Here is a 25832-nt window from a genome sequence, read left to right as displayed (position 1 = left end):
GATATTTTAAGAGGTAAAAAAGAGGATATAGTGGGTAACCTGTCTCTTGATTTTTCGCAGAATGAATTTCAACCTTTAGCAGCAAGAATGCGGCCTGAAACCCTTGAACAATATATTGGCCAAAAGCATTTATTGGCAGAGGGCAAACCGTTACCGCGTGCGATTAAAGCGGGTCATCTGCACTCCATGATTTTATGGGGGCCCCCAGGAACAGGCAAAACAACCCTTGCTGAAATTATTGGCAATTATGCACAAGCCGATATTGAACGCATCTCAGCAGTCACCTCTGGTATTAAGGAAATCCGAGAATCCATTGAAAAGGCTCGGCAAAATCGTAGTGCAGGGCGAAGAACCATTTTATTTGTGGATGAAGTTCATCGTTTTAATAAAAGCCAGCAAGATGCATTTTTACCGCACATAGAAGATGGCACGATTACATTTATTGGTGCGACAACAGAAAACCCATCATTTGAATTAAACTCTGCGTTGTTATCACGTGCTCGGGTGTATTTGCTTAAATCTCTTGAAGAAAATGATATTGAGCGGGTATTGCTGCAAGCGCTGGCAGACTCATCTCGTGGCCTTGGTGGGCAAAATATTGTTCTACCTGACAGCACGCGCAAAATGGTTGCTCAGTTGGTTAATGGGGATGCTAGGCGTTCATTAAATCTGCTGGAAATGATGGCGGATATGGCCGAGGCGGATGGCCAAGGGCAGCGTATTTTAACCGCTGATTTATTAAAAGAAGTCAGTGGCGAGCGAACAGCAAGGTTTGATAACAAAGGCGACCGTTATTACGACTTAATTTCTGCGCTGCATAAGTCTATTAGAGGATCAGCACCGGATGCCGCACTATATTGGTTTGCAAGGATCATTACTGCGGGGGGAGATCCGCTGTATGTTGCGCGTCGGTTACTTGCAATTGCATCAGAAGATGTGGGTAATGCGGATCCTCGTGCGATGCAAGTCGCCATTTCAGCTTGGGATTGCTTTACTCGAGTGGGGCCAGCCGAAGGTGAGCGTGCAATTGCCCAAGCCATTGTTTATTTAGCTTGTGCGCCGAAAAGTAACGCAGTTTATACCGCCTATAAAGCGGCGATTAAAGATGCGCAAATGCAACCGGATTACGATGTGCCAGAACATCTTCGAAATGCCCCAACTAAACTATTAAAAGAAATGGGAGCAGGGAAAGAGTATCGTTATGCGCATGATGAACCTAACGCTTACGCGGCAGGGGAAAACTATTTTCCTGAACCGATGCAAACAACGCGTTATTACTACCCTACGAAACGGGGTCAAGAAAGCAAGTTTGCTGAAAAACTAGACTGGTTAGCCCAACAGGATCAAATTAGCACCACAAAACGCTATCGCTAAACTGGGCAATGCGGTAAGGTTATATAGCGAAATACTTTACTTTATTTGTTGTGCTGGAACGCACCTCAAAAAGTATCATTAATTACTAACAATAATCACAGGATAAGCATGCTCGATCCCAATTTACTGCGTACGGAGCTAGACGCGGTTGCTGAAAAACTGGCTCGCAGGGGTTTTACCCTTGATGTGGAAAAGCTGCGTGAATTAGAAGAACGCCGCAAAGTTTTACAAGTTGAAACTGAAACCCTGCAAGCAGACCGTAACTCGCGATCGAAAACTATTGGTGCGGCAAAAGCACGTGGTGAAGATATCGAACCATTACGTCTAGAAGTTAACCAATTAGGCGAAAAATTGGATTCTGCAAAAGCGGAGCTTGAAAAGCTGCAACAAGAAATCCGTGATATTGCCTTGAGTATCCCGAATATCCCTGATGACCAAGTACCTGATGGTAAAGATGATTCTGACAACGTTGAAGTGGCTCGTTGGGGTGAACCTCGCCAGTATGACTTCGAAGTTAAAGACCATGTTAGCCTTGGTGAGTTATCTGGCGGCTTAGATTTTCCAGCTGCGGTAAAACTGACGGGTGCTCGTTTTGTTGTCATGAAAGGGCAAATTGCTCGCATGCACCGTGCCTTGGCACAATTCATGCTTGATTTACATACTGAACAACATGGCTACCAAGAATTGTATGTTCCGTATTTAGTCAACCATGACACGCTGTACGGAACTGGCCAATTACCAAAGTTTGGTGAAGACTTATTTCATACTAAACCACTGGAAGAAGAAGCAGACAGCAGTACTTATGCTTTGATCCCAACAGCTGAAGTACCTGTGACTAACTTGGTTCGTGATGAAATTTTAGATGAAGACTCACTTCCTCTGAAAATGACAGCACACACACCTTGTTTCCGTTCTGAAGCGGGATCTTATGGCCGTGATACACGTGGTTTGATCCGTATGCACCAATTTGACAAAGTTGAATTAGTGCAAATCGTTCATCCAGAAAAATCTATGGATGCATTGGAAGAACTGACTGGCCATGCAGAAAAAGTATTACAATTACTGAACTTACCTTATCGTAAAGTGATTTTATGCACCGGTGATATTGGTTTTGGTTCACGTAAAACTTATGACTTAGAAGTATGGCTACCAGCGCAAAATACTTATCGTGAAATTTCATCTTGTTCAAACATGTGGGATTTCCAAGCGCGTCGTATGCAAGCTCGCTTCCGCGGTAAGAGTGATAAGAAAACACAACTTGTTCATACTCTGAATGGTTCTGGTTTAGCGGTTGGTCGTACATTGGTGGCGATTTTAGAAAACTACCAATTAGCAGATGGCCGTATTGAAGTTCCAGAAGTATTGCGCCCATATATGAAAGGGTTAGAGTACATCGGTTAATTTCCATTACTTCTTCAAAAGTAAAACGCGACTCATAGTAGTCGCGTTTTTTTTGCAAATTTTAAGTATTTTGAAAACGTATCCTCAGGCTAAACCTGATCCCCCCTCAATATTTTCCAAATAGCGCTATTCAATGTAGGACATTAATCTACGGTAAAGTAAATTTATCGGAGCGATATAGATGGGTGTAATTATTGGTGTTTTCTTACTAGCAGGCCTTGTAAAAGGGGTGATTGGGTTAGGGTTACCAACAATCGCAATGGGGTTATTAAGCACGTCCATGGAGCCTGCTGCCGCTGCTAGCTTGTTAATTATTCCCTCGTTAATCACGAATATATGGCAATTATTGATTGGCCCACAATTTATGGCACTAATCAAACGGCTCAGTGGTTTTATTATTGGGGTGGTACTAGGCACCGTATTCAGTTTTTTACCTTCTTTAACCTCAGCATCTTATTGGACACTACCTGCACTTGGTTTCGTACTTATTATCTATGGAATATGGGGGTTAATCGCAAAAAAAATGCCATCATCCGAGAAACATGAAATATGGCTTTCCCCAACAGTGGGGTATATCACTGGTGTGATTACGGCTGCTACAGGTGTATTTGTTATTCCAGCAGTCCCTTATTTGCAAACCTTAAAATTAAATAAAAATGAGCTTATTCAGGCTCTAGGGCTAGCCTTTACCGCATCAACAGTTGCATTAGCAATCAAGTTATCCATTGACCAGCAACAATATGATATTAATTGGCGTTTATCTGCCTTTGCCTTAATACCTGCTATTGGTGGAATGTACCTTGGTCAATTTTTACGCAAGATTATTAGCGAGAAATTATTCCGTCGTTGCTTTTTTATTGGTTTGATCGGATTAGGAATTTACATGGCGACAAAATTAGCTTTCAGATGACCAGTTAATTAAGAAATTAACAAACTCGTTAGTGTAATCAGGTAATTGGTTGAAATCTCGTGCACAGATAACTAATTTTCGACATGCCCAAATCTCAGCCAATTGCACTATTTTACTCGCAGAGAATTGGCTACGCTGTGCCGCTTGTTTGGGAATAATAGCTATGCCAATGCCATCATTAACCCCTTGCATTACAGAATCTAATGTTGGCATACGTACTCGGTAGTTTAGCCGCCTGCCTTGTTGTTTGGCGTTATTATCAATATGTTTTTGTAATGGGTTATCTTCCATTAAACCAATAAATTCAGCATCAATAATGTCAGAAAATGGAACATTTTCTCGGTTTGCCCAAAGGCTATCTTTATGGACAAAAACAACTAATTCATCTGAGCTGAATGGCCGAATATCCAGCCCGGTGAGATCAGTAGAATCTGCGATAACACCGATATCAGCAATTTTATTTCTGATTGCAGTGACGATATTAGTACTTGGCATTTCCTTCACTGACACAGACATAGCGGGGTGCTGGCGTAAATAAGCGCTAACACGGGCAGGTAAAAATTCCATTTGAGCAGAGGTATTACAAAGAATATTAATATGCCCACGTAGGTGTCGACTATATTGCTGCAGTTCATCTTGCATTACTTCAATTTGCTGCAAAATTGTTTTTGCATGTTCAATAAATACATGACCTGCATTTGATAATGAAACCCCTTTCACTGAGCGAACAAAAATGTCTACGTTTAATTCATTTTCTAACCCATGTATTCGTTCACTTGCAGATTGCAGTGTCAGATAAGTTAGTTTCGCTCCATGGGTGATGCTCCCTGCATTAGCGACATTGACACACAGTTTTAAATCAGTGATATCGAAATACATGGAAAACAGCTCCAATTTATGAAAGGAAAGAGGGAAATTACTATTTAAAGGAATATATGTGAATTTGTATGGGATAGCAAAAAGGAAAGCAATTGCTTTCCTTTTTTAGATTTAATAATTTAGCAAAGTCGTTAAACCATCACACTTTGGTTTATTTTACTTGTGAGAAAAACAGGCTGCGGTAGCTGCTGTAATAGCAAACATACATAATTGGCATAGAAACTAATAAACCTAAACCTAAAGGAATTACTGAAATTATCATTAAGATTGATAAAACGATAAAGAACAGAAGACCTGGCAGGATGTTTTTCTTAACAGCTTGTAAGCTTGCAGAAATTGCAGCGCCAACAGTGAAGTCGTGGTTCATAACCAATGCTGGAGCAAACCATGTCAAGGCAGTACCTACTAATGCAGCAACGGCCATGATAATAATTGCAAAGAAGAATGTGCCTGAAGATGCAAGGATAGCCGCGTCAGATGGTGAACCATATTGGTTGCTTTCCATTAATAAACCAAACATAGCAGAACCACCGATAATAAAGGCGATGATCATACCGACTAAGTTAGCCGCAAAGTTGATGGCTCCAACGGCAAATAGGGTACCGAATTTATTTTGGAAACCAGCAAATAATAACCCAATTTCTGCTTGGCCAGTTTTACGTTGATTCTCACTGATAGCGATAATACCACCAATAAAAATAGGTGTAATAAAAGTAATCAGTAAGTTCAAGAATGGGATCATTGAAATGATAAAGATCACCGCAAACAGAACGATGTTAATTAGGATCCACATTCCCAGTTTTTCTTTAACGAGAGACCATGATTGGCTGATCCAGTTAACACCTTCACCTGCATCTACAGCGCGAGGTTCTGCGTGAAAAACGAATGTATCGGCTTGAGTTTGTGGTGCAGGGTTGTTATCTGCACTGAAGTTTTCATTATTCATGATAAAAAAGGAACCTGTTAGTCGTAGTGAATTAGCAATATATTATTATTAATAAGTTTTCTGAGCTTATACTCATTCTAGTAACTTATCGGCAGTAGTATGCAGATAAGTCAGCTTATTATAAAGCAGACTATTCTGGTAAGGTATTTTTGATTAAAATTTTCTTGTATAAGATATTTTTTATTGTAATAAGACCATTATCTATACCTTAATGTATTGAATAGAGTATGAGTATTTAGTAGTACAGTGAAAACGGCTGTTTTTTTTATTCTATACAGTAAGACCAAACCCTAATTTAATAGTGAATAGTAAATTAAATAATCATTATTATTAATACGTAAGCAAAATGCCATTTACCCAGCGGTTAAATGAGCGATATGGGGTAAGCATCCAATGGCTTAATCTCTTTTAGTACAAACATACTTTGCATTTCTTTGATACCCGGTAACCGGCGAATAACCGTCATCGCGAAGTCGGCGTAGGAGTCTAAATCATGAGATACAACCTGCAATAAAAAGTCGGTATCACCACCAATACTGTAGCAAGCGACAACATTTTCGAGCTCAGTCACTTCTTGTTCAAATTTTTGAGCTTCAGCCTCGCTATCGCTATCAATAATAACGCGAACAAATACCATCACACCTAAGCCAATTTTTTTACGATTGAGAATAGCGCGATATCCTTCAATAATATGTTCTTCTTCTAGTTTTTTAACTCTTCGCCAACAGGGAGAGGCTGACATGCCTACTTTTTCAGCAAGAACTTGATTCGTTATTCGAGCGTCATCTTGTAGTAATTTCAATATTTTTATTTCTGTCTTATCTATTGCCATAAATGAAAGCCTTTACCTTAAAATTGCATAAAATAGGATAAAATCGCCTAAATTTTAGCGTGTAATGACTGAGTTAGAAAGCTTATTTCTTTCTTTAAATGCAATAATAATGAGGTGTTTTAGAACAATAACAAACAGTAAAAGGGAAAAGAGAGATGATTTTTAATCCAACAGAACACCGTTGTGCCATCGTGGTAAACCAAAACTTATCGAATGGTTTAGCGATGAATGCAGCGAGTGTAATTGGTGTGAGTTTAGGAAATAAAGTCAATAATATGGTAGGGAATGATCTTAATAGTTTGGATAATATGAATTACCCAGGGGTGATTTATGCACCATTACCGATATTAAAATCCGCAGAGCAATATATGAAAGAGATTGAAGTGGCAGCTTACCAGAAAGATGATATTTATATCATTCCTTTTAGTTTGCTCGCTCAATCTTGCCGCACTTATGATGAATATCAGCAGAAATTATCTGAACAGCAATATAAAGATATTCAATTGGCAGGGATAGGCTTGGTGGGAAATAAAAAGGCAGTCACTCAGCTAATTGGTCATTTACCGCTTTTCAAATAAATAAGAGGCTCTGTAAAGAGCCTCTATAATTTTAGTACATCACTTTGTGACCATAGCTTTCAAGAATGCTTTTAACTCGTTCCATCACTTCTTTTGATGGTGGTCTAACACCATCTAGCTTGTACTCTTCACCCATGGTTTCCCATTTGTGTTTACCAAGCTCATGGTAAGGTAATAATTCGATTTTCTCGATATTGTTCATATCTTTGGTAAATTCACCCAGTAAATGTACTGAATGGTCGTCATCGCTCCAACCCGGCACGACAACATAGCGCACCCAGGTTTTTTGGTTGCGTTTGGCAAGGTAACGGGCAAATTCCAAAGTACGGTGATTAGAAACACCCACTAATTTTTGATGAATTTCATCATCGATTTGTTTTAAATCAAGCATCACTAAGTCAGTGACATCCATCAGTTCATCAATCACTGGGTCGTAGCGGCGCACAAAGCCATTGGTATCAAGGCAAGTATGAATATTTTCTTTTTTACATGCACGGAACCAGTCACGCACAAATTCGGCTTGTAAGATAGCTTCACCACCAGAGGCAGTAACGCCGCCGCCAGTCGCATTCATAAAGTGGCGATAGGTTACGGCTTCTTTCATTAATTCGTCAACAGTGACGATATTGCCACCATGGGTGTCCCAAGTATCGCGGTTATGGCAATACAGGCAGCGCATTAAGCAGCCTTGGAAAAAGACAATAAAACGGATCCCTGGACCATCGACCGTTCCGCATGATTCAAATGAATGAATGCGGCCGAGTGTGGTTGGGGTTTCTGTCATATTAGTTATCGCTATTGTTTTGGTTTTAGTATCATCGATAGACATAGCAGGCACTCCAAAATATCTGTCATACCGCAAACTTTAGAGAAAATATCGTTGCTGGTATAGATAAAAAGACCCCATAAAGCGGGGCCTTTAATTTACTTTATTTTAATAAGCTAATTATTACATTGTGCTTGTGAAAGTACGAGTAATAACGTCTTGCTGTTGTTCTTTAGTCAGTGAGTTGAAACGTACAGCATAACCCGATACACGGATAGTCAGCTGTGGATATTTCTCTGGGTTTTCCATTGCTTCTAACAGCATTTCACGATTCATAACGTTAACGTTTAAGTGTTGACCACCTTCGATAGACGCTTCGTGGTGGAAGTAACCATCCATCAAGCCTGCTAAGTTGGTTTTACGAACGTCGTCATCTTTACCTAACGCATTTGGTACGATAGAGAAGGTATAAGAAATACCATCTTTCGCGTAAGCAAATGGCAGTTTAGCAACAGAAGTCAGTGAAGCTACTGCACCTTTTTGGTCACGACCGTGCATTGGGTTTGCACCTGGTCCGAATGGAGCACCTGCACGACGACCATCTGGTGTGTTACCTGTTTTCTTACCATACACAACGTTAGATGTGATGGTCAGGATTGACTGAGTTGGTACTGCGTTACGGTAAGTAGGCAGTTTCTGAATTTTCTTCATGAAACGTTCAACTAAGTCACACGCGATATCATCTACACGAGAGTCGTTGTTACCAAATTGTGGGTATTCACCTTCGATTTCGAAGTCGACAGCAATACCATCTTCATCACGAATAGGTTTAACTTTCGCATATTTGATTGCAGACAGTGAGTCAGCAGCAACAGATAGACCCGCGATACCACAAGCCATGGTGCGATATACATCACGGTCATGTAACGCCATCAGTGAAGCTTCATAGCTGTATTTATCGTGCATGAAGTGGATGCAGTTCAGTGCTGTGACATACTGAGTTGCTAACCAATCCATGAAGTGGTCCATTTGGTTCATCACAGTATCGAAATCTAAGACTTCGTCCATGATTGGTGCATGTTTAGGACCCACTTGCATTTTCAGTTTTTCATCAACACCACCGTTGATGGTATACAGCATGGTTTTCGCTAAGTTTGCGCGAGCACCGAAGAACTGCATTTGTTTACCAACAATCATTGGGCTGACGCAACATGCGATTGCGTAGTCATCGTTATCGAAGTCTGGGCGCATCAGGTCATCATTTTCATACTGAACTGATGAGGTATCGATAGACACTTTAGCCGCGAATTTTTTGAAATTCATTGGCAGTTTTTCTGACCACAGGATAGTCATGTTTGGCTCAGGAGATGGGCCCATGGTATACAGTGTGTTCAGGAAACGGAATGTGCTTTTCGTTACTAAAGTACGACCATCAAGGCCCATACCTGCTAATGACTCAGTTGCCCAGATTGGGTCACCAGAGAACAGTTCATCGTATTCAGGAGTACGTAAGAAACGTACCATACGCAGTTTCATGACTAAGTGGTCAATTAATTCTTGCGCTTGTTGTTCGGTAATTTTACCTGCTTCTAAGTCACGTTGGATATACACGTCTAAGAAGGTAGAAACACGACCAAACGACATTGCAGCACCGTTTTGTGATTTAACAGCGGCTAAGTAACCGAAGTAAGTCCACTGTACTGCTTCTTGTGCGTTTGTTGCTGGTGCAGAAATATCGTAACCATATTTTGCAGCCATTTCTTTCATTTGACCCAATGCACGGTGCTGTTCAGCAATTTCTTCGCGCAGTTGGATAGTCATTTGTAAGTCTTCACCTTTTTCTAATCTTTCTTGCAAAGAGGTGAATTGGTTAAATTTGTCTTTCATCAGGAAATCAATACCGTACAGAGCAACACGACGGTAGTCACCGATGATACGACCACGACCATACGCATCAGGCAGACCTGTTAAGATACCTGATTTACGGCATTTTAAGATGTCTGGCGTGTAAACGTCGAAAACACCTTGGTTGTGAGTTTTACGGTATTCAGTGAAGATTTTTTTGATTTCTGGGTCTAAAGTACGGTCGTAAGCTTTGCACGAGCCTTCAACCATTTTGATACCACCGAATGGGATAAGACCACGCTTCAGAGGTGCATCAGTTTGTAAACCAACGATTTTTTCTAATTCTTTAGTAATGTAACCTGCATCATGGGAAGTGATGGTTGAAGCGACATCTGTGTCAAAATCAACAGGCGCATGAGTGCGGTTTTCGATTTTGATCCCTTCCATGACTTTATCCCACAGCGAGTCAGTTGCTGGAGTAGAGTCTGCTAAGAAAGATTCATCACCTTCATATGGAGTGTAGTTTTTCTGGATGAAGTCACGTACGTTGACGTTATTCTGCCAGTCACCTTGGTTAAAACCTTGCCATGCTAAAGCGAATTTTTCATTTAACTCGGACATGATACTTTTACCTTTTAACAATGGATCTTTTAGGGATCTTAATAAATCTTTTAGTGTGTGTCAGTGGCTATTAATGTTTTTGGCCACTACGTAAATGCATAAACCAATAAATGAGGCCGACTAAAATCGCGCCGCCAATAATATTTCCGATAGTAACTGGAATTAAGTTATCTGTAATAAAGTTACCGACTGTTAGGTGTGAAAATTGATCAGGAGACATATTTATTTGAGACCAATATTCAGCAGGTGCAAACTCTTTAATCATAATACCTAATGGGATCATGAACATGTTTGCAATACTATGCTCAAAACCGCTCGCCACAAACATCGCGACAGGTAACACTAGAACGACCAGTTTATCAGTTAAACTACGGCCGGAGTAACTCATCCAAACCGCAAGGCAAACCATTAAGTTTGCTAAAATTCCTAATGCAACCGCTTCAATAAAGGTATGGTGTAATTTATGGCTGGTGGTTTGTAAGACATTTAATCCCCATTGGCCATTGGCTGCGGTGTATTGTCCTGCAAACCAAATCAGTGCAACAAAGAACAGCGCACCAATTAAGTTACCAATATAGACATTAAACCAGTTGAGGAACATTTGCCCCCAAGTGATTCTACCTGTGGCTTTTGAGACGATAGTGAGTACGGTGGAGGTGAAAAGGTCTGCACCACATACAACCACTAACATCAGACCTAAGGAGAAACAAATCCCGCCAATAAGTTTAGTGAAACCATAAGGCGCTTCAGCTGCCCCGGTTGTTGCCGTGATATAGAATACAAATGCGATAGAGATAAAAATACCGGCAGTGAATGCTGACAAGTAAGTAATTGCAGGATGTTTATTTGCCTTATAAACAGAGGCATCATCTGCGACTTGCGCCATTACAGCTGGTGGCAATAAATTAAAAGGGTTGTCAGCTTTCATACCAACACTCTCTTACAAAGTTGATTAATTATAGCACGCAATAATAGTAACAAAGGGAAGAATTGATAAATTTGATATGGATCATGAACTCTCTAGAGAGAGTGGTGAAGTTGGTTAATTTAATGTTAAATTTCGATGTATCTACATGATAAATAAGGATTAAATATTTTTTAAAATTTATATAAAATTTTTATAAGGTCAGTTTTGGCCAGCAAAATAAGTAAAAATATACGCGTAAATGTTAACTATTTAAGATGAATATGATCTCTTTGGCATATAATTTAACTTATGTTTGCATAATGCCCTAGTTAATCAGGGGGGATTCCGATATATATTCCTTAGCCAAACCGTATTTTTGCAATATTTATCTAACAATTATGCAAATAATAAAAGATTAATATAAATTAATCGATGAATTAAAGTGATATATCTTAATAAGATAATCAGCTTTTAACGTTGTAACTAGGTATAAAATTCAATATTTTCAAGAGTGTTTAGTTCTTGCTCAATACGTTCTCGGCTTGTTAAGAGCGTTTTGATGACTTGGTTCACTTTGGGTTCATCGATGCGGAAGGTTGGGATAGACACACTGATTGCCGCAATGATGTTATTGCGTTGTCGTAATGAGACAGCATAACAAATGGTTTCTTCATCAATTTCTTTATTATCAACTGCATAACTCTTTTCGCGAACCGCGTTAAGCTGCAGGCGCAGTTCAGCCAACGTTTGCACACTGTATTGGGTTAATGGCGTAAAACCCGAAGGATAAAGCTCGGAAATTTGCTGATCACTGTAGTTAAAAATCATGGCTTTACCCAGTGCTGAGTAAATCGCAGGCAAACGAGTGCCGATATTAGAGATTAATTGGACCTTTTGCGCCGATTGAACTTTATCAATGTATAACACATTAGCACCGTCTAAAATCCCCATTTGGCACACTTCATTGCATTCATCAACAATATGTACCATTTCCCGATGAACCATTTTTAGCCAATAGGATTTTTCGAAAAATGAGCGGGAAAGAAGCGAGCAGGCGATACCTAAATAATATAACTGGCTATTATCATCGTAATTAATATATCGATGTTCAACCAATGTTTTTAAGATAGGATAAATCGTCCCTTTTAATATTTGTGTTTTATCAGAAAGTTGCGTCAAAGAAAGCCCAGTATTTTCAGCCGATAAAACTTGCAGTATTTCTAATACCCGAATTGTCGGCATGTGCCCCGTAGACATTAAACCACCTCCCTGATTAATTTTGTCGCTATTCTAGGTTTAAAATATCACTATGTAAATCATCTCAGGAATACGTTTAATCTCAAATTGGTCATTCTTAATAATGGGTGAAGTCATCCAAAAGGCGTGACCTTGCTCAAAATTTAGTAATAAAAAAGTATTCTTTAGTTAGCTTTATGGCCATTTAATCCCTTCAAATACCTTTTTAATCAAATCATTACATAAAATTTTTATATGAATTGGATGAATTTGACTCAATCAATGATTCATGATTTCTTGTTATTTGTTTTTATTTATGAATGAAGTTTGTATATATGAACAAGAAGTTTATGAGGAGATTATCAGTATGGAAAGTCGTTATATCACTCCAGTAGTGACCATCTTTGATGACAAAGGTCGAGTGGATATAGAACAAAATATACGTGTTTATGACTCATTGAAGGGCAAAGTTTCCGGTTTTGTCGCTATGGGAAGCACGGGGGAGTTTTTTGCGCTCAATATGCAGAGCTCAAAAACATTAATCGACCTATGTGGTCGTTATCCAAAGGAGGAAATGCGTGTTTATGCAGGGGCAAGCCGCCTTGATGTGGAAGAATCGATTGAATTGGCTAACTATGCATATGAAAAAGGAATCGATGGGGTGATGATCATTAGCCCATATTATTTCCCGCTAGATGATGAAGGTGTTTTCCGTTTTTACAGTACGATAGCAGCAAAAACATCTGCTAACATTTTCATTTATAACTTTCCTGAACGAACAGGTTATTCTGTCTCCCCGGATGTTTGCCTGCGTTTAGCGGATAAATATCCCAATATCATCGGATTGAAAGATACCATTCCTGACACGACTCATACCGCCCAGGTGATTGAAACGGTGAAATCACGCTTGCCCCATTTTGAGGTATACGCAGGTTACGATAATAACTTTGCTCATGTGGTGTTATCGGGGGGAAATGGGTGCATTGGTGGGCTTTCAAATATTGTGCCGCAATTTTTTGCATCGTGGATGCAGGCGTTTACCCAAGGTGATTTAGCATTAGTGGCAAAACACCAGCAACGAGTAGACCAATTGATGGCTATATATGGTGTCAATGCACCATTTATCCCAACCTTTAAGAAAGCGTTGCAGCTAAAAGGTGTGGTTAATTCAGACTATTGTACAGCACCATTTATTGGGTTGAACAATATACAGATTGAGCAACTTCAGCAGTTGTTAACCCTTGCTGATTCACCGCTCTGACCTTTCCTAAATCAAACACAATAGAACATCTTACCAACAGGGAAAAATATCATGGCGACCACTAAAGCTTATAACAATCCTGTTTTAAATTCTGCGATAGCCAAATCGTGGAAACGTTTAGTACCCCTGATGTTTATTTTGTATTTTGTTGCATTTATTGACCGAGTCAATGTGGGGTTTGCGAAAGATGCAATGCAAGTCGACATTGGTTTATCTGATTCTGCGTTTGCTTTTGGTGCCGGTATTTTCTTTGCGGCATATGCATTATTTGGTATTCCCGCTAACTTAATTTTAAACAAAATTGGTGCACAAAAGTGGCTGAGTATTACTACGGTAATTTGGGGCGTTCTGTCGGCAATGACCGGTTTTGTCACCAATGAAACGCAATTTATTGTTTTGCGTTTCTTGTTGGGACTTGGGGAAGCTGGTTTTTATCCAGGAATTCTATTACTAGCCTCAATTTATTTTCCCAATAATGTACGTGGGTCTGTAATTGGGATCTTTGTTCTAGGTGTACCTTTGGCATTGACATTGGGCTCGCCATTATCAGGTGCGTTACTGGAATTGCATGGCTGGTTAGGTCGGCCGGGTTGGTTCTGGATGTTTGTCATTGAAGGACTTCCTGCCGTTGTGATTGGTATTTTTGCTTTCTTTTATTTGGATGATAGCCCTGAAAAAGCCCGTTTTTTAACCGAAGAAGAGAAAAAAGCGCTAACTGAGCAATTAGCCAAAGAAAATGCAAAAACTGAAACCACATCGGTATTATCTGCACTAAAAAATATCAAAGTTTGGCACCTTGCACTGATTTACGGCACGATTCAAATTTCAGTATACGGTTTGATGTTCTTTCTGCCTTCCCAAGTTGCGTCCTTAATGGGAGAAAGTTTAGGCTTTAAACAATCCTTAGTTGCTGCCATACCTTGGGCTTGTTCTGCATTCGGAGTGTATTACATTCCTCGCTTTGCTGACCGCCATCCAACTCGTCGTATCGAAATTTCAGTACTGTGTATGTTAGCCGCAGCATTAGGTTTGGCATTGTCAGCATTTGCGAGCCCTGTTTTTGCTATTGCAGCATTATGTTTAAGTGCTGTTGGTTTTTTATCCGTTCAACCAGTGTTTTGGACGTTTCCTCCTCAGTTATTAAGCGGCCCTGCACTAGCAGCAGGAATTGGTTTCTGTACCACCATGGGGGCATTTTGTTCATTCCTCGCACCAATCATTCGCGTGGAAGTCGATAAAATGATGAATAGCAATACTGCGGGTATCGTGACATTAGCGGTGATCACAGTAGGTTGTGCCGTCTTAATCGCATTACTTAAAAAAAACACACATAACAAGAATCTCAACGCATTGTCATCTAACTAATGACAATTTTTAGGAAGGTGTGACATGCAAAAAATTCTCAAAATTGATGAGAGCGACAACCTAATTGTTGCCTTAAAAGACCTGCAAGCAGGGGATATTTACCACTGGGGAAGTGAAGACGTGACCCTCGTGACTGATGTTAAAGCAAAGCATAAATTTGCCATGGAAGCGATACCCGTTGATGGCATTGTTTCTATGTATGGCACAGCAGTAGGAAAAGCAACAAAGCCAATTGCAAAAGGTGAAGTTATCACAGTCGATAATATTCGCCACTATGCAGCCCCAGTTTCTTTAGAACAAGACGCACCGTACGAGTGGAATGCACCTGATGTATCTACATATCAAGGACGCACATTTAAAGGCTATGTACGTGAGGATGGGCGAGTGGGAACCGCAAATTACTGGTTAATTTTTCCATTGGTATTTTGTGAAAACCGCAATGTAATAAAACTTACAGATGCCTTAAATGAAGCATTAGGTTATACCAACAATAGTTTGAAAAACTTTGCGTTGGATTTAACCGCAGGGGAGCAAGGGGGAACTGCAAAACCTAAATTATTCCCACATATAGAAGGTGTCCGTTGTATTACGGTCACGAGTGGTTGTGGTGGAGCGACCTCTGACAGTAAAACGATGTGTGATGTGCTTGCTGCTTATGCGGACCACCCTAATGTCATCGGTATTACGGTATTCAGTTTGGGCTGTGAAAAAGCACAGCGTAAAATGTTTAAAGAGTCACTTGCTGCTCGTAACCCCAATTTTGCTAAACCTGCACTTTACTTTCGCCAGCAAGAGTGGAGTAGCGAAGAAGAAATGATGCAAACAGCGTTGAAGCAAACCTATGAGTGCATGAAGGCCGTCATACCGCAATCTCGTGTGGATGTTCCGTTGTCTCATTTAAAACTCGGTGTGAAATGTGGCGCTTCTGACGGTTTTTCAGGGATCTCGGGTAACCCTGCGATGGGGCTAGTTTCTGATTGGCTAGTGACTTTGGGGGGCGCATCAGGGTTAGCTGAATTCCCTGAATTGTGTGGTGCAGAAGGGGATATGGTGAAACGGTGTGTCTCTTTTGAGGATAAGAAAAAATTCTTAGATTTGATGGAACGTTATGAAAAAACAGCGAATTTCTTTAATACTACCATTGCCGATAACCCAAGCCCCGGCAATATTGCAGACGGGCTAATAACCGATGCGATTAAATCGACTGGAGCGGCTAAAAAAAGCGGAACTTCACCGATTAGTGCAGTGTGTGACTATGCAGAGCCTATGCCTGACAGTGGGTTATCCTTAGTTTGTACGCCAGGTAATGATGTTGATGCAGTCACAGGACTTGTTGCTGCAGGGTGTAATGTGGTTATTTTCTCAACAGGGCTTGGCACTCCTACAGGGAACCCGATTGTACCTGTTTTAAAAATATCGACGAATAGTGCCATTGCTGAGCGTCTATCAGACATAATTGATTATGATTGCGGGCCAATTATTGATGGGGTTCCATTACCGACAATCAGTAAAGGGCTATTTGAACGGGTAATTGATACGGCAAGCGGTGATTATCAGGTCCAAGCGGATCGCCTAGAACAGTTTGATTTCTTATTATGGAAACGGTCATTGGATTTATAATTAATATAAACCAATAAATGTAAAAATGTTGACGGGGCAAGTTCCCCGTCAACGATTTAATTCACATTATGCATTATCACGCTTTGCTTTTTGCAGCTTTTCATAAGCTGCCAGCAAGGCTTGATGCGCAGGAAGTGCTTTAAGTTCTTCGTCGATAGACCACAAGCCATAGAAGCATGATTCCCCAGCGATAGCGGCTGATGCAGCATCTACTGCCTCTTGCCCATACATATGCACAAATGCGTTGTAGTATTGCGCAGGGTCACGTTCTTCTTCTTGAGATAACAACAACAGGGTTTGCAAGCAACGATAATAATTTGCGCGCTCAGCAGTAAATACTGAGCTATTGAAGTCTTGTGTCCATTCAACCCAAGCAAGTGCTTGTTCAAGATCACCACCCGCGAGTGCCAACATGGATTTTAGCTCACCAATACGCAGGTTACTCCACCCATTGTCTTTACCTACTGCCAAACCAAGTAATTCACGAACACGGGTAAAATCATCTAAACCGTCGTCATCTAATTGCTCGATAAGGGCAAGATAGTCCTGTTTTTCCCATTGGCTATCAGGTAGGTTGATAATGGTGTCACGTAAATAAGCGCCCATCGCGTTATTGGCGATATGTAAGTCTTCAACTGGGTAAATATCAGACATTCCTGGGACTAAAATACGGCAAGCGTAGACACCCAAGTGGTTATAATCTGCAATATAGACTTCAGCATCTAATGTATTGAAAATACTGATAAGTGTTGCAAACTCTTCTTGAGTTGTACCTTTAAAGCTCCAATCTGCAAAGGCATAATCGGCATCATCTTTAAACAGATCCCAGCTAATTAAACCGCTTGAATCAATAAAGTGAGTTTCAAGATTCGTGTGCTCTGCCACTTCTTCGTCATCAAAGGTCGGTGCATTAAACACATCGAGGTCTTTTAAGCCACGACCTTGCAGTAATTCCGTGACGGTACGCTCAAGGGCAACACCAAAGTCAGGGTGAGCCCCAAATGAGGCAAAACAAGTCCCATTTTGTGGATTAAACAACACCACACAAATCACAGGGTACTGGCCACCGAGTGATGCGTCATAACAGAAAATTGGAAAACCTTCTTTTTCTAAGGTTTCAACCGCTTCAACTACCGCAGGGTAGCGTGCCATGACGTCTGCAGGGATAGCCGGTAGGCTAATACTTTCAGCAATGATTTTATTTTTTACAAAGCGTTCAAAGACTTCGGAAAGGCCTTGTACACGAGCTTCGTTGGCTGTATTGCCCGCAGACATTCCGTTAGAAACATAGAGGTTGCCAACAATATTCATTGGAATATATACGGTTTGGTTGTCTGATTGACGGGTAAATGGCAGTGCACAAATACCGCGTTCTTCATTGCCAGATTGCAAGTCAATTAATTGGCTTGCGGCTAAGGCGTTGTCGGGGTCATAAAACTTAATCAAACGATTGTCTAATAACCCTTCAGGTAAGCTATCATCTTCGGTTAATGGGAACCATTTTTCATTAGGGTAGTGGACAAAATCCCCTTCAGCAATAGATTTACCGAGGTAGAAATCCGCAAAGAAGTAATTCGTTGATAAACGCTCAAAATACTCACCAAGCGCTGAGGCTAATGCAGCTTTCTTGCTCGCCCCTTTACCATTAGTAAAGCAAAGTGGGCACGCTTTATCACGGATATGTACAGACCAAACGTTAGGTACAGGGTTTAACCAAGAGGCTTCTTCAATATCAAAGCCTAATTTCTTTAATTTGGATTGAAATGCATCGATGGAATCTTCAAGAGCGGCATCTTTGCCGGGAATAAAAGTTTGGCTCATTGTCAGTCACTTGTGAATAGAGTGTTTCAAACGGGCTATGATACGGATTTTTGCTGCAAGCCTCACGCTTTTTATTCATTCATAGATAAATCATCTTAAAATTCATTATTTATCCTAAAATAATTGTATAGGTCACATAAAATTCAGCACAATTCCACATAATAACCGAAGTTTATTAATGAAAGGAAAATAGGATGAAAAACAGAAATAAAGCGCTTTTGGCGACATTGGTTTCACTGTTTGCCGTATCCGCTATCGCTCAACCGAATATTACAGTATTGGCGACAGGAGGAACGATAGCAGGTGGTGGGGATTCAGCCACATCCTCCAGTTACCAAGCGGGTAAAGTAGGGATTGATGCTTTAATTAATGCGGTGCCAGAAACCAAAAAAATTGCCAATTTAAGCGGTGAGCAATTGGTGAATATTGGTTCGCAAGATATGAATGACCAAGTTTGGCTGACCCTCGCGAAAAAAATTAACCAAGATTGTGATAAAACAGATGGTTTTGTCATCACTCATGGTACTGATACTTTAGAAGAAACGGCATTTTTCCTTGATTTAACCACGCAATGTAAAAAGCCCATTGTTTTAGTTGGCGCAATGCGCCCTTCAACGGCTTTAGGCGCTGACGGTCCTCTAAATCTATATAATGCAGTTGTGTTAGCGGCAGATAAGTCAGCCGGAGAGCGCGGTGTTTTGATGGCAATGAACGATAAAGTCGTTCAAGGCCGTAATGTGATGAAAATGAGCACCACTGAAGTACAAGCGTTTGATGCCGTTAATAGTGGAGCAGAAGGCTTTATTCATGATGGTAAAGTCACCTATTTCCAAGCACCACAACCACGCGGTGACAAAGCGGCATTTGACATCAGCAAACTTGAAAAGCTCCCTGCGGTAGGTATCGTTTATAATTATGCCAATGCATCAGCAGCACCTGTGAAAGCCTTGAGAGAAGAAGGGGTTGAAGGAATTGTAAGCGCAGGTGTGGGTAACGGTAATATGTATAAAACAGTATTTGACGCTTTAGCAAAAGCAGCGAAAGAAGACGTTGTGGTCGTTCGCTCAAGCCGTGTACCAACAGGGTATACGACAAGAAATGCCGAAGTGGATGATAATTTATATGGTTTTGTTGCTTCAGAAAGGTTAAATCCGCAAAAAGCGCGTGTATTGCTGCAATTGGCTTTAACTCAGACTAAAGATCCTCAGCAAATTCAGGCATTATTCGAAAAATATTAATTATCAAAACAAGTATTTATTTCATACAGCGGGGTGCAGTAGCCTGTACCCCGTTAGTTTTGCTGTGACAATAAGGCAATATTATTGAATGCTCGAATTACACAATGTCATCGATAACGCCACCATCAACACGTAAGGCTGCACCGGAAGTCGCTGAGGCTTGTTTAGAACAGGTATAAACTACCATATTCGCGACCTCTTCGACAGTCGCTGCACGTTGGATTACAGAGCTTGGGCGGTGGGCCATTACAAACTCTTTTGCTAGGGTTTCAATCGACTTCCCAGTTCTCGCGGCTTCATCCTCCATCATATTGGCAAAGCCATCAGACAGTGTTGGCCCTGGCAAGACACTGTTTACAGTAACACCACTGCCCGCAACAGATTTAGCGAGCCCCCGAGAAAGGGAGAGCATTGCTGTTTTAGTCACGCCATAGTGGATCATATCCGCAGGGATATTACGTGCCGATTCCGACGAAATAAAGACCACTCGACCCCAACCTTTTTTCACCATCGCAGGGAGAAGTGCTCTGGATAAACGCACAGCGGACATCACATTTGTTTGCCAGTAGCTATCCCAGCTTGCATCATCCATTGTGTAGAAATCTTCTGGCCCATAGATACCTGCGTTATTAACTAAAATATCAATTTCACTGATTTCGCTAAGTAGTTTATCAACGCTTTTCGCATCACTGACATCTGCAATAGCAGGAAACACTTTGGCGTTGGGTAATTCTTTTTTCAAGCGAGAAACGGCATCATTAACGCGTATATCGTTACGGCCATTAATCAAAACTTCTGCGCCACAATTCGCGAGGCCTTTAGCAATTGCATAACCAATTCCAGCTGTTGATGCACTGACTAATGCGCGTTTGCCTGTTAAGTCTATTTTCATTTACGAACTCTTTATATTGAAAAGGAGAATTCATAATAGCAAATGATAATGCGGTGCTTTTCTTATTAATGCTGTACATTTTATTTGATTATTTGTTGATAAATTTTATAGCTGTGTATGTTATTTTTCAGCATAACAACATTTATCCTAATTATTTGACTCAGCAATCTGATCTATTTTAAGGCAATTAGGTCAATGTGGTGATAGAACTTAGCGAATTCCTGCAAAATAGACGAAATTAAGGAACAATTAGTTAATTTATTGATTTTTTCTTAAACACTTCCTTATACGTATCCCATGCATATTTTTTATATTTATCAATCAATTACTTTTTATTTTTAGCAAGGTCATCATCGGTGATAATGACAGTTAATTAAAATTAATGTGCCGTTGATCATATTTTGGCAACAAAGCCTGTATCTGTGTTGATAATTCGCGTTGCAAAAAATAGGCTAAATACATCGCAAGAGATATAACTCATTGTGAATATTTAGATTTAAATGGAAAGTTAAATCGTATTTCGGCCGAAAAATAAAATTAAAAAATATTAGAGGAATACAAGAATGGTTAATAAAAATGTCAATACTGGCAGGAAATTGCTCGTCTTAAAAATTGCAATAGCAATGCTTCCTATTGGTTACCAACCAATCATGCATGCGGAGCAATTTATTGAAGATTCAAAACTTACAGGTGGCCTTTACTACTGGCAACGCGATCGTTCACGTAAAGATTTAGACCCAAATAGTGATAAATATAAAAAGTATGCGGATAATCTTAAACACTCAACATTTAATGCCAGTCTTGATTTCTCATCCGGTTATTTTCAGGACATCATCGGGCTAGATTTAGCGGGTTTTACCGCTATTGAGTTATCAAATAGTGGCCCAGCTGCACCCAATGAAATCGGCTTTAGCGATGCGAAATCACGTTGGGATGAAAAATGGACAGGGGATCGCAGTGGTGTGACTTTTTATAAGGCTGCTGCAAAATTGAAATATGGCCCTTTCTGGGGTAGAGGCGGCTATATTCAACCTACTGGTCAAACTTTACTCGCATCCCACTGGAGCTATATGCCCGGTACATACCGAGGGTTAGAGATAGGCGGGGTGTTTGATTTTGAGCAAAATGGTGAACTTAGTATGTCCTATATGTGGACCGACCGCTATAAGGCTCCTTGGTATCGCACTATGTATGACTTTCGTGAAGCGGATGGCGAAACTGGGATCAGCTATTTACACTCAATTGGCTTTAAATATGACTTTAAAAATAATTTAGTCCTAGAAGGGGCATATGGGCAAGCTAAAAGCTATATGGATCAATATTTTGCTAAGGTTTCCTATGCTGTTCCAGTTATTGACCATGACTTACGTATGTCTTATCAATTTTATGGTGCAAAAGATAAGGTTTCAGACGGAGGCGTTAACGATGTTTATGACGGTTTAGCTTGGTTGCAAGCGATGACACTCGGCTACACCTACGATGAGTTTGATTTTAAATTAGAAGGAACCTATGTAAAAGCCAAAGGTAATCAAGGCTATTTTCTACAGCGTATGACCCCCGGTTGGGCAACATCAAACGGTCGTATGGACATTTGGTGGGATGGCCGCTCGGACTGGAATGCTAATAATGAAAAAGCAGTTATGGCCGGTGTCATGTATGATTTAAAAAATTGGGACTTAGCAGGATGGAAGGTCGGAACCTCATATATTTATGGATGGGATGCTAAGCCAAGTACAAATAGTCAATATGCTCAAGATGTACGCTTAAAAGAAAGCGCATGGAACTTTGATATTTTGTATACCGTACAATCAGGTCGAGCAAAAGATACGCTATTTAAACTGCATTTTACCAAGTATGATAACCATACAGATATTCCGAGCTATGGCGGTGGTTACGGAAATATCTTCCAAGATGAAAAAGATATTAAGTTTATGGTGATGATGCCATTTACGGTATTCTAATTTGTAAAATCTTTTAGTTGCAATGACTGCTATAAAGAAACCATAGCAGTCATTTCCCCTGATAACCAAAGGACTTACCATATATTTTTAATATTGAATAGAATATTAAGACAAGAATAAACCCTTATTTTATTTTTGATTACAAGGATACGGTATTTACGCTTTCATTGAGTATAAGGGGGTCTTGTTTTAATTTATCTTTTAATATGGTAACTTTTTCTGATTGATGGGGTGGGTTTTTAATTTGTGCTTGGCCAGATAAAATCCCTCCTTTTTTAATTGATAAACTACTGTAATGAATAGTACCGTGGATTTCTCCATTATTTTCAATACAAATAGTATCAGATATGCATTCACCTTCAATACGACCATTAACCACCAGTTCCTTGCAGGTGATATTTCCTGTGACTTGGCCGTTTAACATAACTTTAACCGTATTTTCTTTTCCTGTTATATTTCCAATGACTTTCCCATAGATATGCACTTGCTCATTAGATGTAATATTTCCTTCAAAAATAACGTCCCTAGAGATAATCGTATTCGATTTTTCTTCACTAATAGTCGGAGTTGACAGTGTTATTTGTTCTTCTATTTTTGCAATCACTTCAGGCTCATCACTTATAGAAGGGGGCGTCGCTGTAGGCGCGGGCTTGTTTTGTCTTTTGGTGAACATTTTACTTACCTTTTTTTGATTGAAGTATACGATCAAGAACAATATTGATAATACAAACGAAAATAAGGTGATAGCTGAATAGCTAAAAAACCACCCTATTAAAGTAAGAAACCAGAAGAAAAAACTTGTATTGAGAAAAAGATAGGTTTTTTTCATCAGTTAATCTCTTACAAATTACTAAAGTACTCAATTAGTTTAGTCAATAAATGTAATTACGCATTTAAATTATGATTTAACATTATGACTACATTTGAATCATTAACTCTCTAATATGGAGTTGAAATTATAGTAAGGTAATTAAATAATTTTAAATAGTATGAAGTGTTTGGAATCATCTATGATGTTATTTATATACCACTTTGATATGTAAAGTATTATTTTAGATAACGGAATATATTTATCTCTGAAATAATATAAGGGTTTTAATTTGAATTGCAACTATTATAGTTTTTATAAAAATCTTGCATTATTGCTAAAATACAGTGATAAATAATAGTGTTTAAGTTATTTACTAGCAATTATCACTCATCGAGTAAAAAAAGCTAATATCAATACTTAAAATAAAAAACCCTGATAAAATTGTATTATCAGGGTTTTGGCATTTTTAACCATGACGTTTCATCGACGATGGTTGAATACTATTACTCTTTTGCTTCGTGTGCGTCAGCATTGTCACGGCAATCACCATCTGCGCAATGACCATATAGATATAAACTATGGTTAGATAGTTTAATGCCATGGCGAGCAGCGATATTCTTTTGGCGGGTTTCAATGGATTCATCAGTAAACTCAATCACTTTTCCACAATCTAAACAGATTAAATGGTCATGGTGATGTTGCTGAGTTAGTTCGAATACAGATTTACCACCCTCGAAGTTGTGACGGGTTACGATACCGGCATCATCAAACTGGTTTAACACGCGGTATACAGTTGCTAACCCGATCTCTTCACCCATATCGATCAGCTTTTTATAGAGATCTTCCGCACTGACGTGGTGGCACTCAGGCTCTTGAAGTACTTCCAAAATTTTTAATCTTGGAAGAGTGACTTTGAGTCCAGCATTTTTCAATGCTTTATTGTTGTCTGTCATGCGGGTTTGTCCTGTATCTTAAATCATAAATTTAACAATAATGAGACATTTTTAACATCAATACAGTTGTCTTCTAAACTGATTTACAATTATAGGCATGGAAAATAAAAATAGAAACCATGCATTGTCTCATTATTTTGATAATCTCTTGAGAACCTATCCTATTAGGATACCTTATCGGTTATTTTAGACTACGCCACTGGCTTAGGGGGTTCATTTTGTGTAAGACAGTGGTGTAATCTATGGGTAAGGGTTCTTTATGCAGTCTATCAGCCTAAAATTTCAGCTAAAGACATTTCTTCAGAGATTTGTTTTACCCATGCATCAACACGTTCATCAGTTAGCTCAGGTTGACGATCTTCATCAATAGCTAAACCAATAAAATGGTTGTCATCTGCCATGCCTTTGGATACTTCAAAGTGATAACCTTCTGTTGGCCAATGACCAACAATAACAGCACCACGTGGTTCGATAATATCGCGGATCGTACCCATAGCATCACAGAAATATTCAGCGTAGTCTTCTTGGTCTCCACAACCAAATAAGGCGACAAGTTTACCTTCGAAATCAATCTCTTCGAGAGTAGGGAAGAAATCATCCCAGTCACATTGGGCTTCACCATAATACCAAGTTGGAATACCAAGAAGTAGAATGTCAAAAGCTTCAATATCTTCTTTGCTACATTTCGCGATATCGTGAACTTCTGCTACATCTTTGCCTAATCTTTCTTGGATCATTTTGGCAATATTTTCTGTGTTACCTGTGTCACTTCCGAAGAAAATGCCTATGACTGCCATAAAGTGATTAACCTCTTGTTTTTCTAAGAGAGCTAGAGGTGAAAACTCGCCTTCTATAGCCCGTTTAGAACGAAAATAGATAGAATATTACGCCTTATTCTGGCGAAAAAATGTTGCTAAGTCTGTCAAATTTGTGTGATTTATCAAGATAACGTTACTTGAGTATTGATGTATCAACATGTTCAAGTTGTGACATCAAAATTTCTTCGATCAATTCACTACGGCTTATATTTTTATCTTCAGCTAACTGATTCAATACCGCGACAGCGTCTTCGTTCAGTTTCAATTCAACTCTGCGCAATCCCTTCACTTTATCTCGTTTCAGTTGGTTGCGTTTGTTGATCCTCAGTTGTTCATCCCGTGATAGCGGGCTTGTTTTAGGTCGCCCAGGCCTTCGTTCCTCAGCGAACAAATCTAGTGTCGTTCGATCCGTTTGTTCTTTTGCCATGTCTATAACTGCTAAAAGGGTGTGCCAGTAATTCAGCGCGCCATGATACCCTAGCTAATCCCCTTGTGCTATAGCTTCATCTATGATGATTGGGTTTAATTGATTGTAAAATGAGCGCTTTTGGTAAAAAAGCACCACTTGCTATAAGCGTGATGCTTTTTTATTCAAATTATTGCGTCTGCTGGCGCCATAAATTGGCATATAAACCATTTGATTTGAGTAGGTTTTCGTGGGTATCTATCTCGTGTACTTCTCCTTGGCAAATCACACATATCCTATCTGCGTGCATAATTGTATTTAGCCGATGAGCAATGCTAATGACGGTTCTTCCTCGAGTAATTAATGGCATATTTTCCATAATCGCGGCTTC

Annotated in this window: 22 protein-coding genes and 1 pseudogene; 9 read left to right on the top strand and 14 right to left on the bottom strand. The window is 39.7% G+C overall.

Translation table 11 applies throughout. The annotated features are described in order from the left end of the window. Window positions 1-30 precede the first annotated feature (30 nt). The 3 genes from PSF09_RS02885 to PSF09_RS02875 all read left to right on the top strand — a co-directional run bounded on the left by PSF09_RS02885 (window position 31) and on the right by PSF09_RS02875 (window position 3685). Window positions 31-1374, top strand: a complete 1344-nt coding sequence (locus PSF09_RS02885) for a replication-associated recombination protein A (protein WP_272665329.1) — start codon at window positions 31-33, stop codon at window positions 1372-1374. 108 nt (window positions 1375-1482) lie between these two features. Further along, the gene (gene serS, locus PSF09_RS02880; RefSeq protein WP_004909472.1) at window positions 1483-2775 is read left to right on the top strand and encodes a serine--tRNA ligase; all 1293 of its coding nucleotides are present in this window, start codon (window positions 1483-1485) and stop codon (window positions 2773-2775) included. Window positions 2776-2956: 181 nt separating this feature from the next. Beyond that, window positions 2957-3685: a sulfite exporter TauE/SafE family protein gene (locus PSF09_RS02875; RefSeq protein WP_272683468.1), complete on the top strand. Its 729-nt coding sequence runs from the start codon at window positions 2957-2959 to the stop codon at window positions 3683-3685. On the opposite strand, the gene PSF09_RS02870 is transcribed toward PSF09_RS02875, so the two are convergent. From PSF09_RS02870 to PSF09_RS02860, 3 genes are all read right to left on the bottom strand, one after another. Then, entirely contained in the window at window positions 3671-4564 is an 894-nt protein-coding gene (locus PSF09_RS02870; RefSeq protein WP_272665326.1) for a LysR substrate-binding domain-containing protein, read from the bottom strand. The two genes, PSF09_RS02875 and PSF09_RS02870, sit on opposite strands and share 15 nt — an antisense overlap. 151 nt (window positions 4565-4715) lie before the next feature. Further along, on the bottom strand, window positions 4716-5510 hold the full coding sequence (locus tag PSF09_RS02865) for a BPSS1780 family membrane protein (protein ID WP_272665325.1): 795 nt from the start codon (window positions 5508-5510) through the stop codon (window positions 4716-4718). A gap of 364 nt (window positions 5511-5874) precedes the next feature. Next, window positions 5875-6342, bottom strand: coding sequence for an Lrp/AsnC family transcriptional regulator (locus tag PSF09_RS02860; RefSeq protein ID WP_272683467.1), 468 nt, complete (start codon window positions 6340-6342; stop codon window positions 5875-5877). A 155-nt stretch (window positions 6343-6497) separates the two neighbouring features. Here PSF09_RS02860 and PSF09_RS02855 point away from each other — a divergent pair, with 155 nt between their 5' ends. Continuing rightward, on the top strand, window positions 6498-6920 hold the full coding sequence (locus tag PSF09_RS02855) for a DUF2000 domain-containing protein (RefSeq protein WP_004909488.1): 423 nt from the start codon (window positions 6498-6500) through the stop codon (window positions 6918-6920). A gap of 31 nt (window positions 6921-6951) precedes the next feature. Here the strand turns inward: PSF09_RS02855 and pflA are convergent, their stop codons facing one another. From pflA to PSF09_RS02835, 4 genes are all read right to left on the bottom strand, one after another. Next, complete coding sequence (gene pflA, locus PSF09_RS02850) at window positions 6952-7704, bottom strand: pyruvate formate lyase 1-activating protein (protein WP_272683506.1); 753 nt, start codon at window positions 7702-7704, stop codon at window positions 6952-6954. A gap of 165 nt (window positions 7705-7869) precedes the next feature. Beyond that, window positions 7870-10152: a formate C-acetyltransferase gene (gene pflB, locus PSF09_RS02845; protein ID WP_272683466.1), complete on the bottom strand. Its 2283-nt coding sequence runs from the start codon at window positions 10150-10152 to the stop codon at window positions 7870-7872. A gap of 70 nt (window positions 10153-10222) precedes the next feature. After that, on the bottom strand, window positions 10223-11080 hold the full coding sequence (gene focA, locus PSF09_RS02840; protein WP_109911032.1) for a formate transporter FocA: 858 nt from the start codon (window positions 11078-11080) through the stop codon (window positions 10223-10225). 462 nt (window positions 11081-11542) lie between these two features. Beyond that, window positions 11543-12316 carry an IclR family transcriptional regulator gene (locus PSF09_RS02835; protein WP_210840058.1) on the bottom strand — a complete coding sequence of 258 codons (774 nt, stop codon included), beginning with the start codon at window positions 12314-12316 and terminating at the stop codon, window positions 11543-11545. Between the two features lie 346 nt (window positions 12317-12662). Here PSF09_RS02835 and PSF09_RS02830 point away from each other — a divergent pair, with 346 nt between their 5' ends. The 3 genes from PSF09_RS02830 to PSF09_RS02820 are packed head-to-tail and all read left to right on the top strand — an operon-like array spanning window position 12663 to window position 16541. After that, window positions 12663-13556, top strand: coding sequence for a dihydrodipicolinate synthase family protein (locus PSF09_RS02830; protein WP_210840057.1), 894 nt, complete (start codon window positions 12663-12665; stop codon window positions 13554-13556). Between the two features lie 51 nt (window positions 13557-13607). Further along, window positions 13608-14921 (top strand): MFS transporter, encoded by a 1314-nt coding sequence (locus PSF09_RS02825; protein ID WP_004909506.1) that lies wholly within the window; start codon window positions 13608-13610, stop codon window positions 14919-14921. A gap of 24 nt (window positions 14922-14945) precedes the next feature. Further along, a complete protein-coding gene (locus tag PSF09_RS02820) occupies window positions 14946-16541 on the top strand; it encodes a UxaA family hydrolase (RefSeq protein ID WP_272683465.1) in 1596 nt (531 codons plus the stop codon). Window positions 16542-16607: 66 nt separating this feature from the next. Here PSF09_RS02820 and ycaO read toward each other — a convergent pair whose 3' ends face one another. Then, window positions 16608-18362 (bottom strand): 30S ribosomal protein S12 methylthiotransferase accessory factor YcaO, encoded by a 1755-nt coding sequence (ycaO, locus tag PSF09_RS02815; protein ID WP_272683464.1) that lies wholly within the window; start codon window positions 18360-18362, stop codon window positions 16608-16610. Window positions 18363-18556: 194 nt separating this feature from the next. Between ycaO and ansB the strand changes: the two genes are divergently transcribed. Further along, a complete protein-coding gene (gene ansB / locus PSF09_RS02810; RefSeq protein WP_272683463.1) occupies window positions 18557-19600 on the top strand; it encodes an L-asparaginase 2 in 1044 nt (347 codons plus the stop codon). Window positions 19601-19697: 97 nt separating this feature from the next. On the opposite strand, the gene PSF09_RS02805 is transcribed toward ansB, so the two are convergent. Then, complete coding sequence (locus tag PSF09_RS02805; RefSeq protein WP_272665319.1) at window positions 19698-20492, bottom strand: SDR family NAD(P)-dependent oxidoreductase; 795 nt, start codon at window positions 20490-20492, stop codon at window positions 19698-19700. Between the two features lie 563 nt (window positions 20493-21055). On the opposite strand from PSF09_RS02805, the gene chiP reads away from it, so the two are divergent. Continuing rightward, window positions 21056-22453 (top strand): chitoporin ChiP, encoded by a 1398-nt coding sequence (chiP, locus tag PSF09_RS02800; RefSeq protein ID WP_371031495.1) that lies wholly within the window; start codon window positions 21056-21058, stop codon window positions 22451-22453. Between the two features lie 139 nt (window positions 22454-22592). Here chiP and PSF09_RS02795 read toward each other — a convergent pair whose 3' ends face one another. The 5 genes and pseudogenes from PSF09_RS02795 to PSF09_RS02775 form a co-directional block, all read right to left on the bottom strand. Then, window positions 22593-23282, bottom strand: coding sequence for a bactofilin family protein (locus PSF09_RS02795; protein ID WP_272683462.1), 690 nt, complete (start codon window positions 23280-23282; stop codon window positions 22593-22595). Between the two features lie 485 nt (window positions 23283-23767). Continuing rightward, entirely contained in the window at window positions 23768-24217 is a 450-nt protein-coding gene (gene fur / locus PSF09_RS02790) for a ferric iron uptake transcriptional regulator (protein ID WP_004256285.1), read from the bottom strand. Window positions 24218-24486: 269 nt separating this feature from the next. Then, window positions 24487-25014, bottom strand: coding sequence for a flavodoxin FldA (gene fldA / locus PSF09_RS02785; RefSeq protein WP_004256261.1), 528 nt, complete (start codon window positions 25012-25014; stop codon window positions 24487-24489). A 154-nt stretch (window positions 25015-25168) separates the two neighbouring features. Further along, window positions 25169-25462: a LexA regulated protein gene (gene ybfE / locus PSF09_RS02780; RefSeq protein ID WP_004909532.1), complete on the bottom strand. Its 294-nt coding sequence runs from the start codon at window positions 25460-25462 to the stop codon at window positions 25169-25171. 169 nt (window positions 25463-25631) lie between these two features. Further along, window positions 25632-25832: pseudogene (locus PSF09_RS02775) on the bottom strand (metal ABC transporter permease); the annotation flags it as partial.

Origin of the sequence: Providencia sp. PROV141 (assembly GCF_028481645.1) — a bacterium.
In the GTDB taxonomy this organism is placed as follows: domain Bacteria; phylum Pseudomonadota; class Gammaproteobacteria; order Enterobacterales; family Enterobacteriaceae; genus Providencia; species Providencia rettgeri.
Note: the sequence above shows the minus strand (reverse complement) of the source record. Positions and strands in the feature narration are given on the sequence as shown.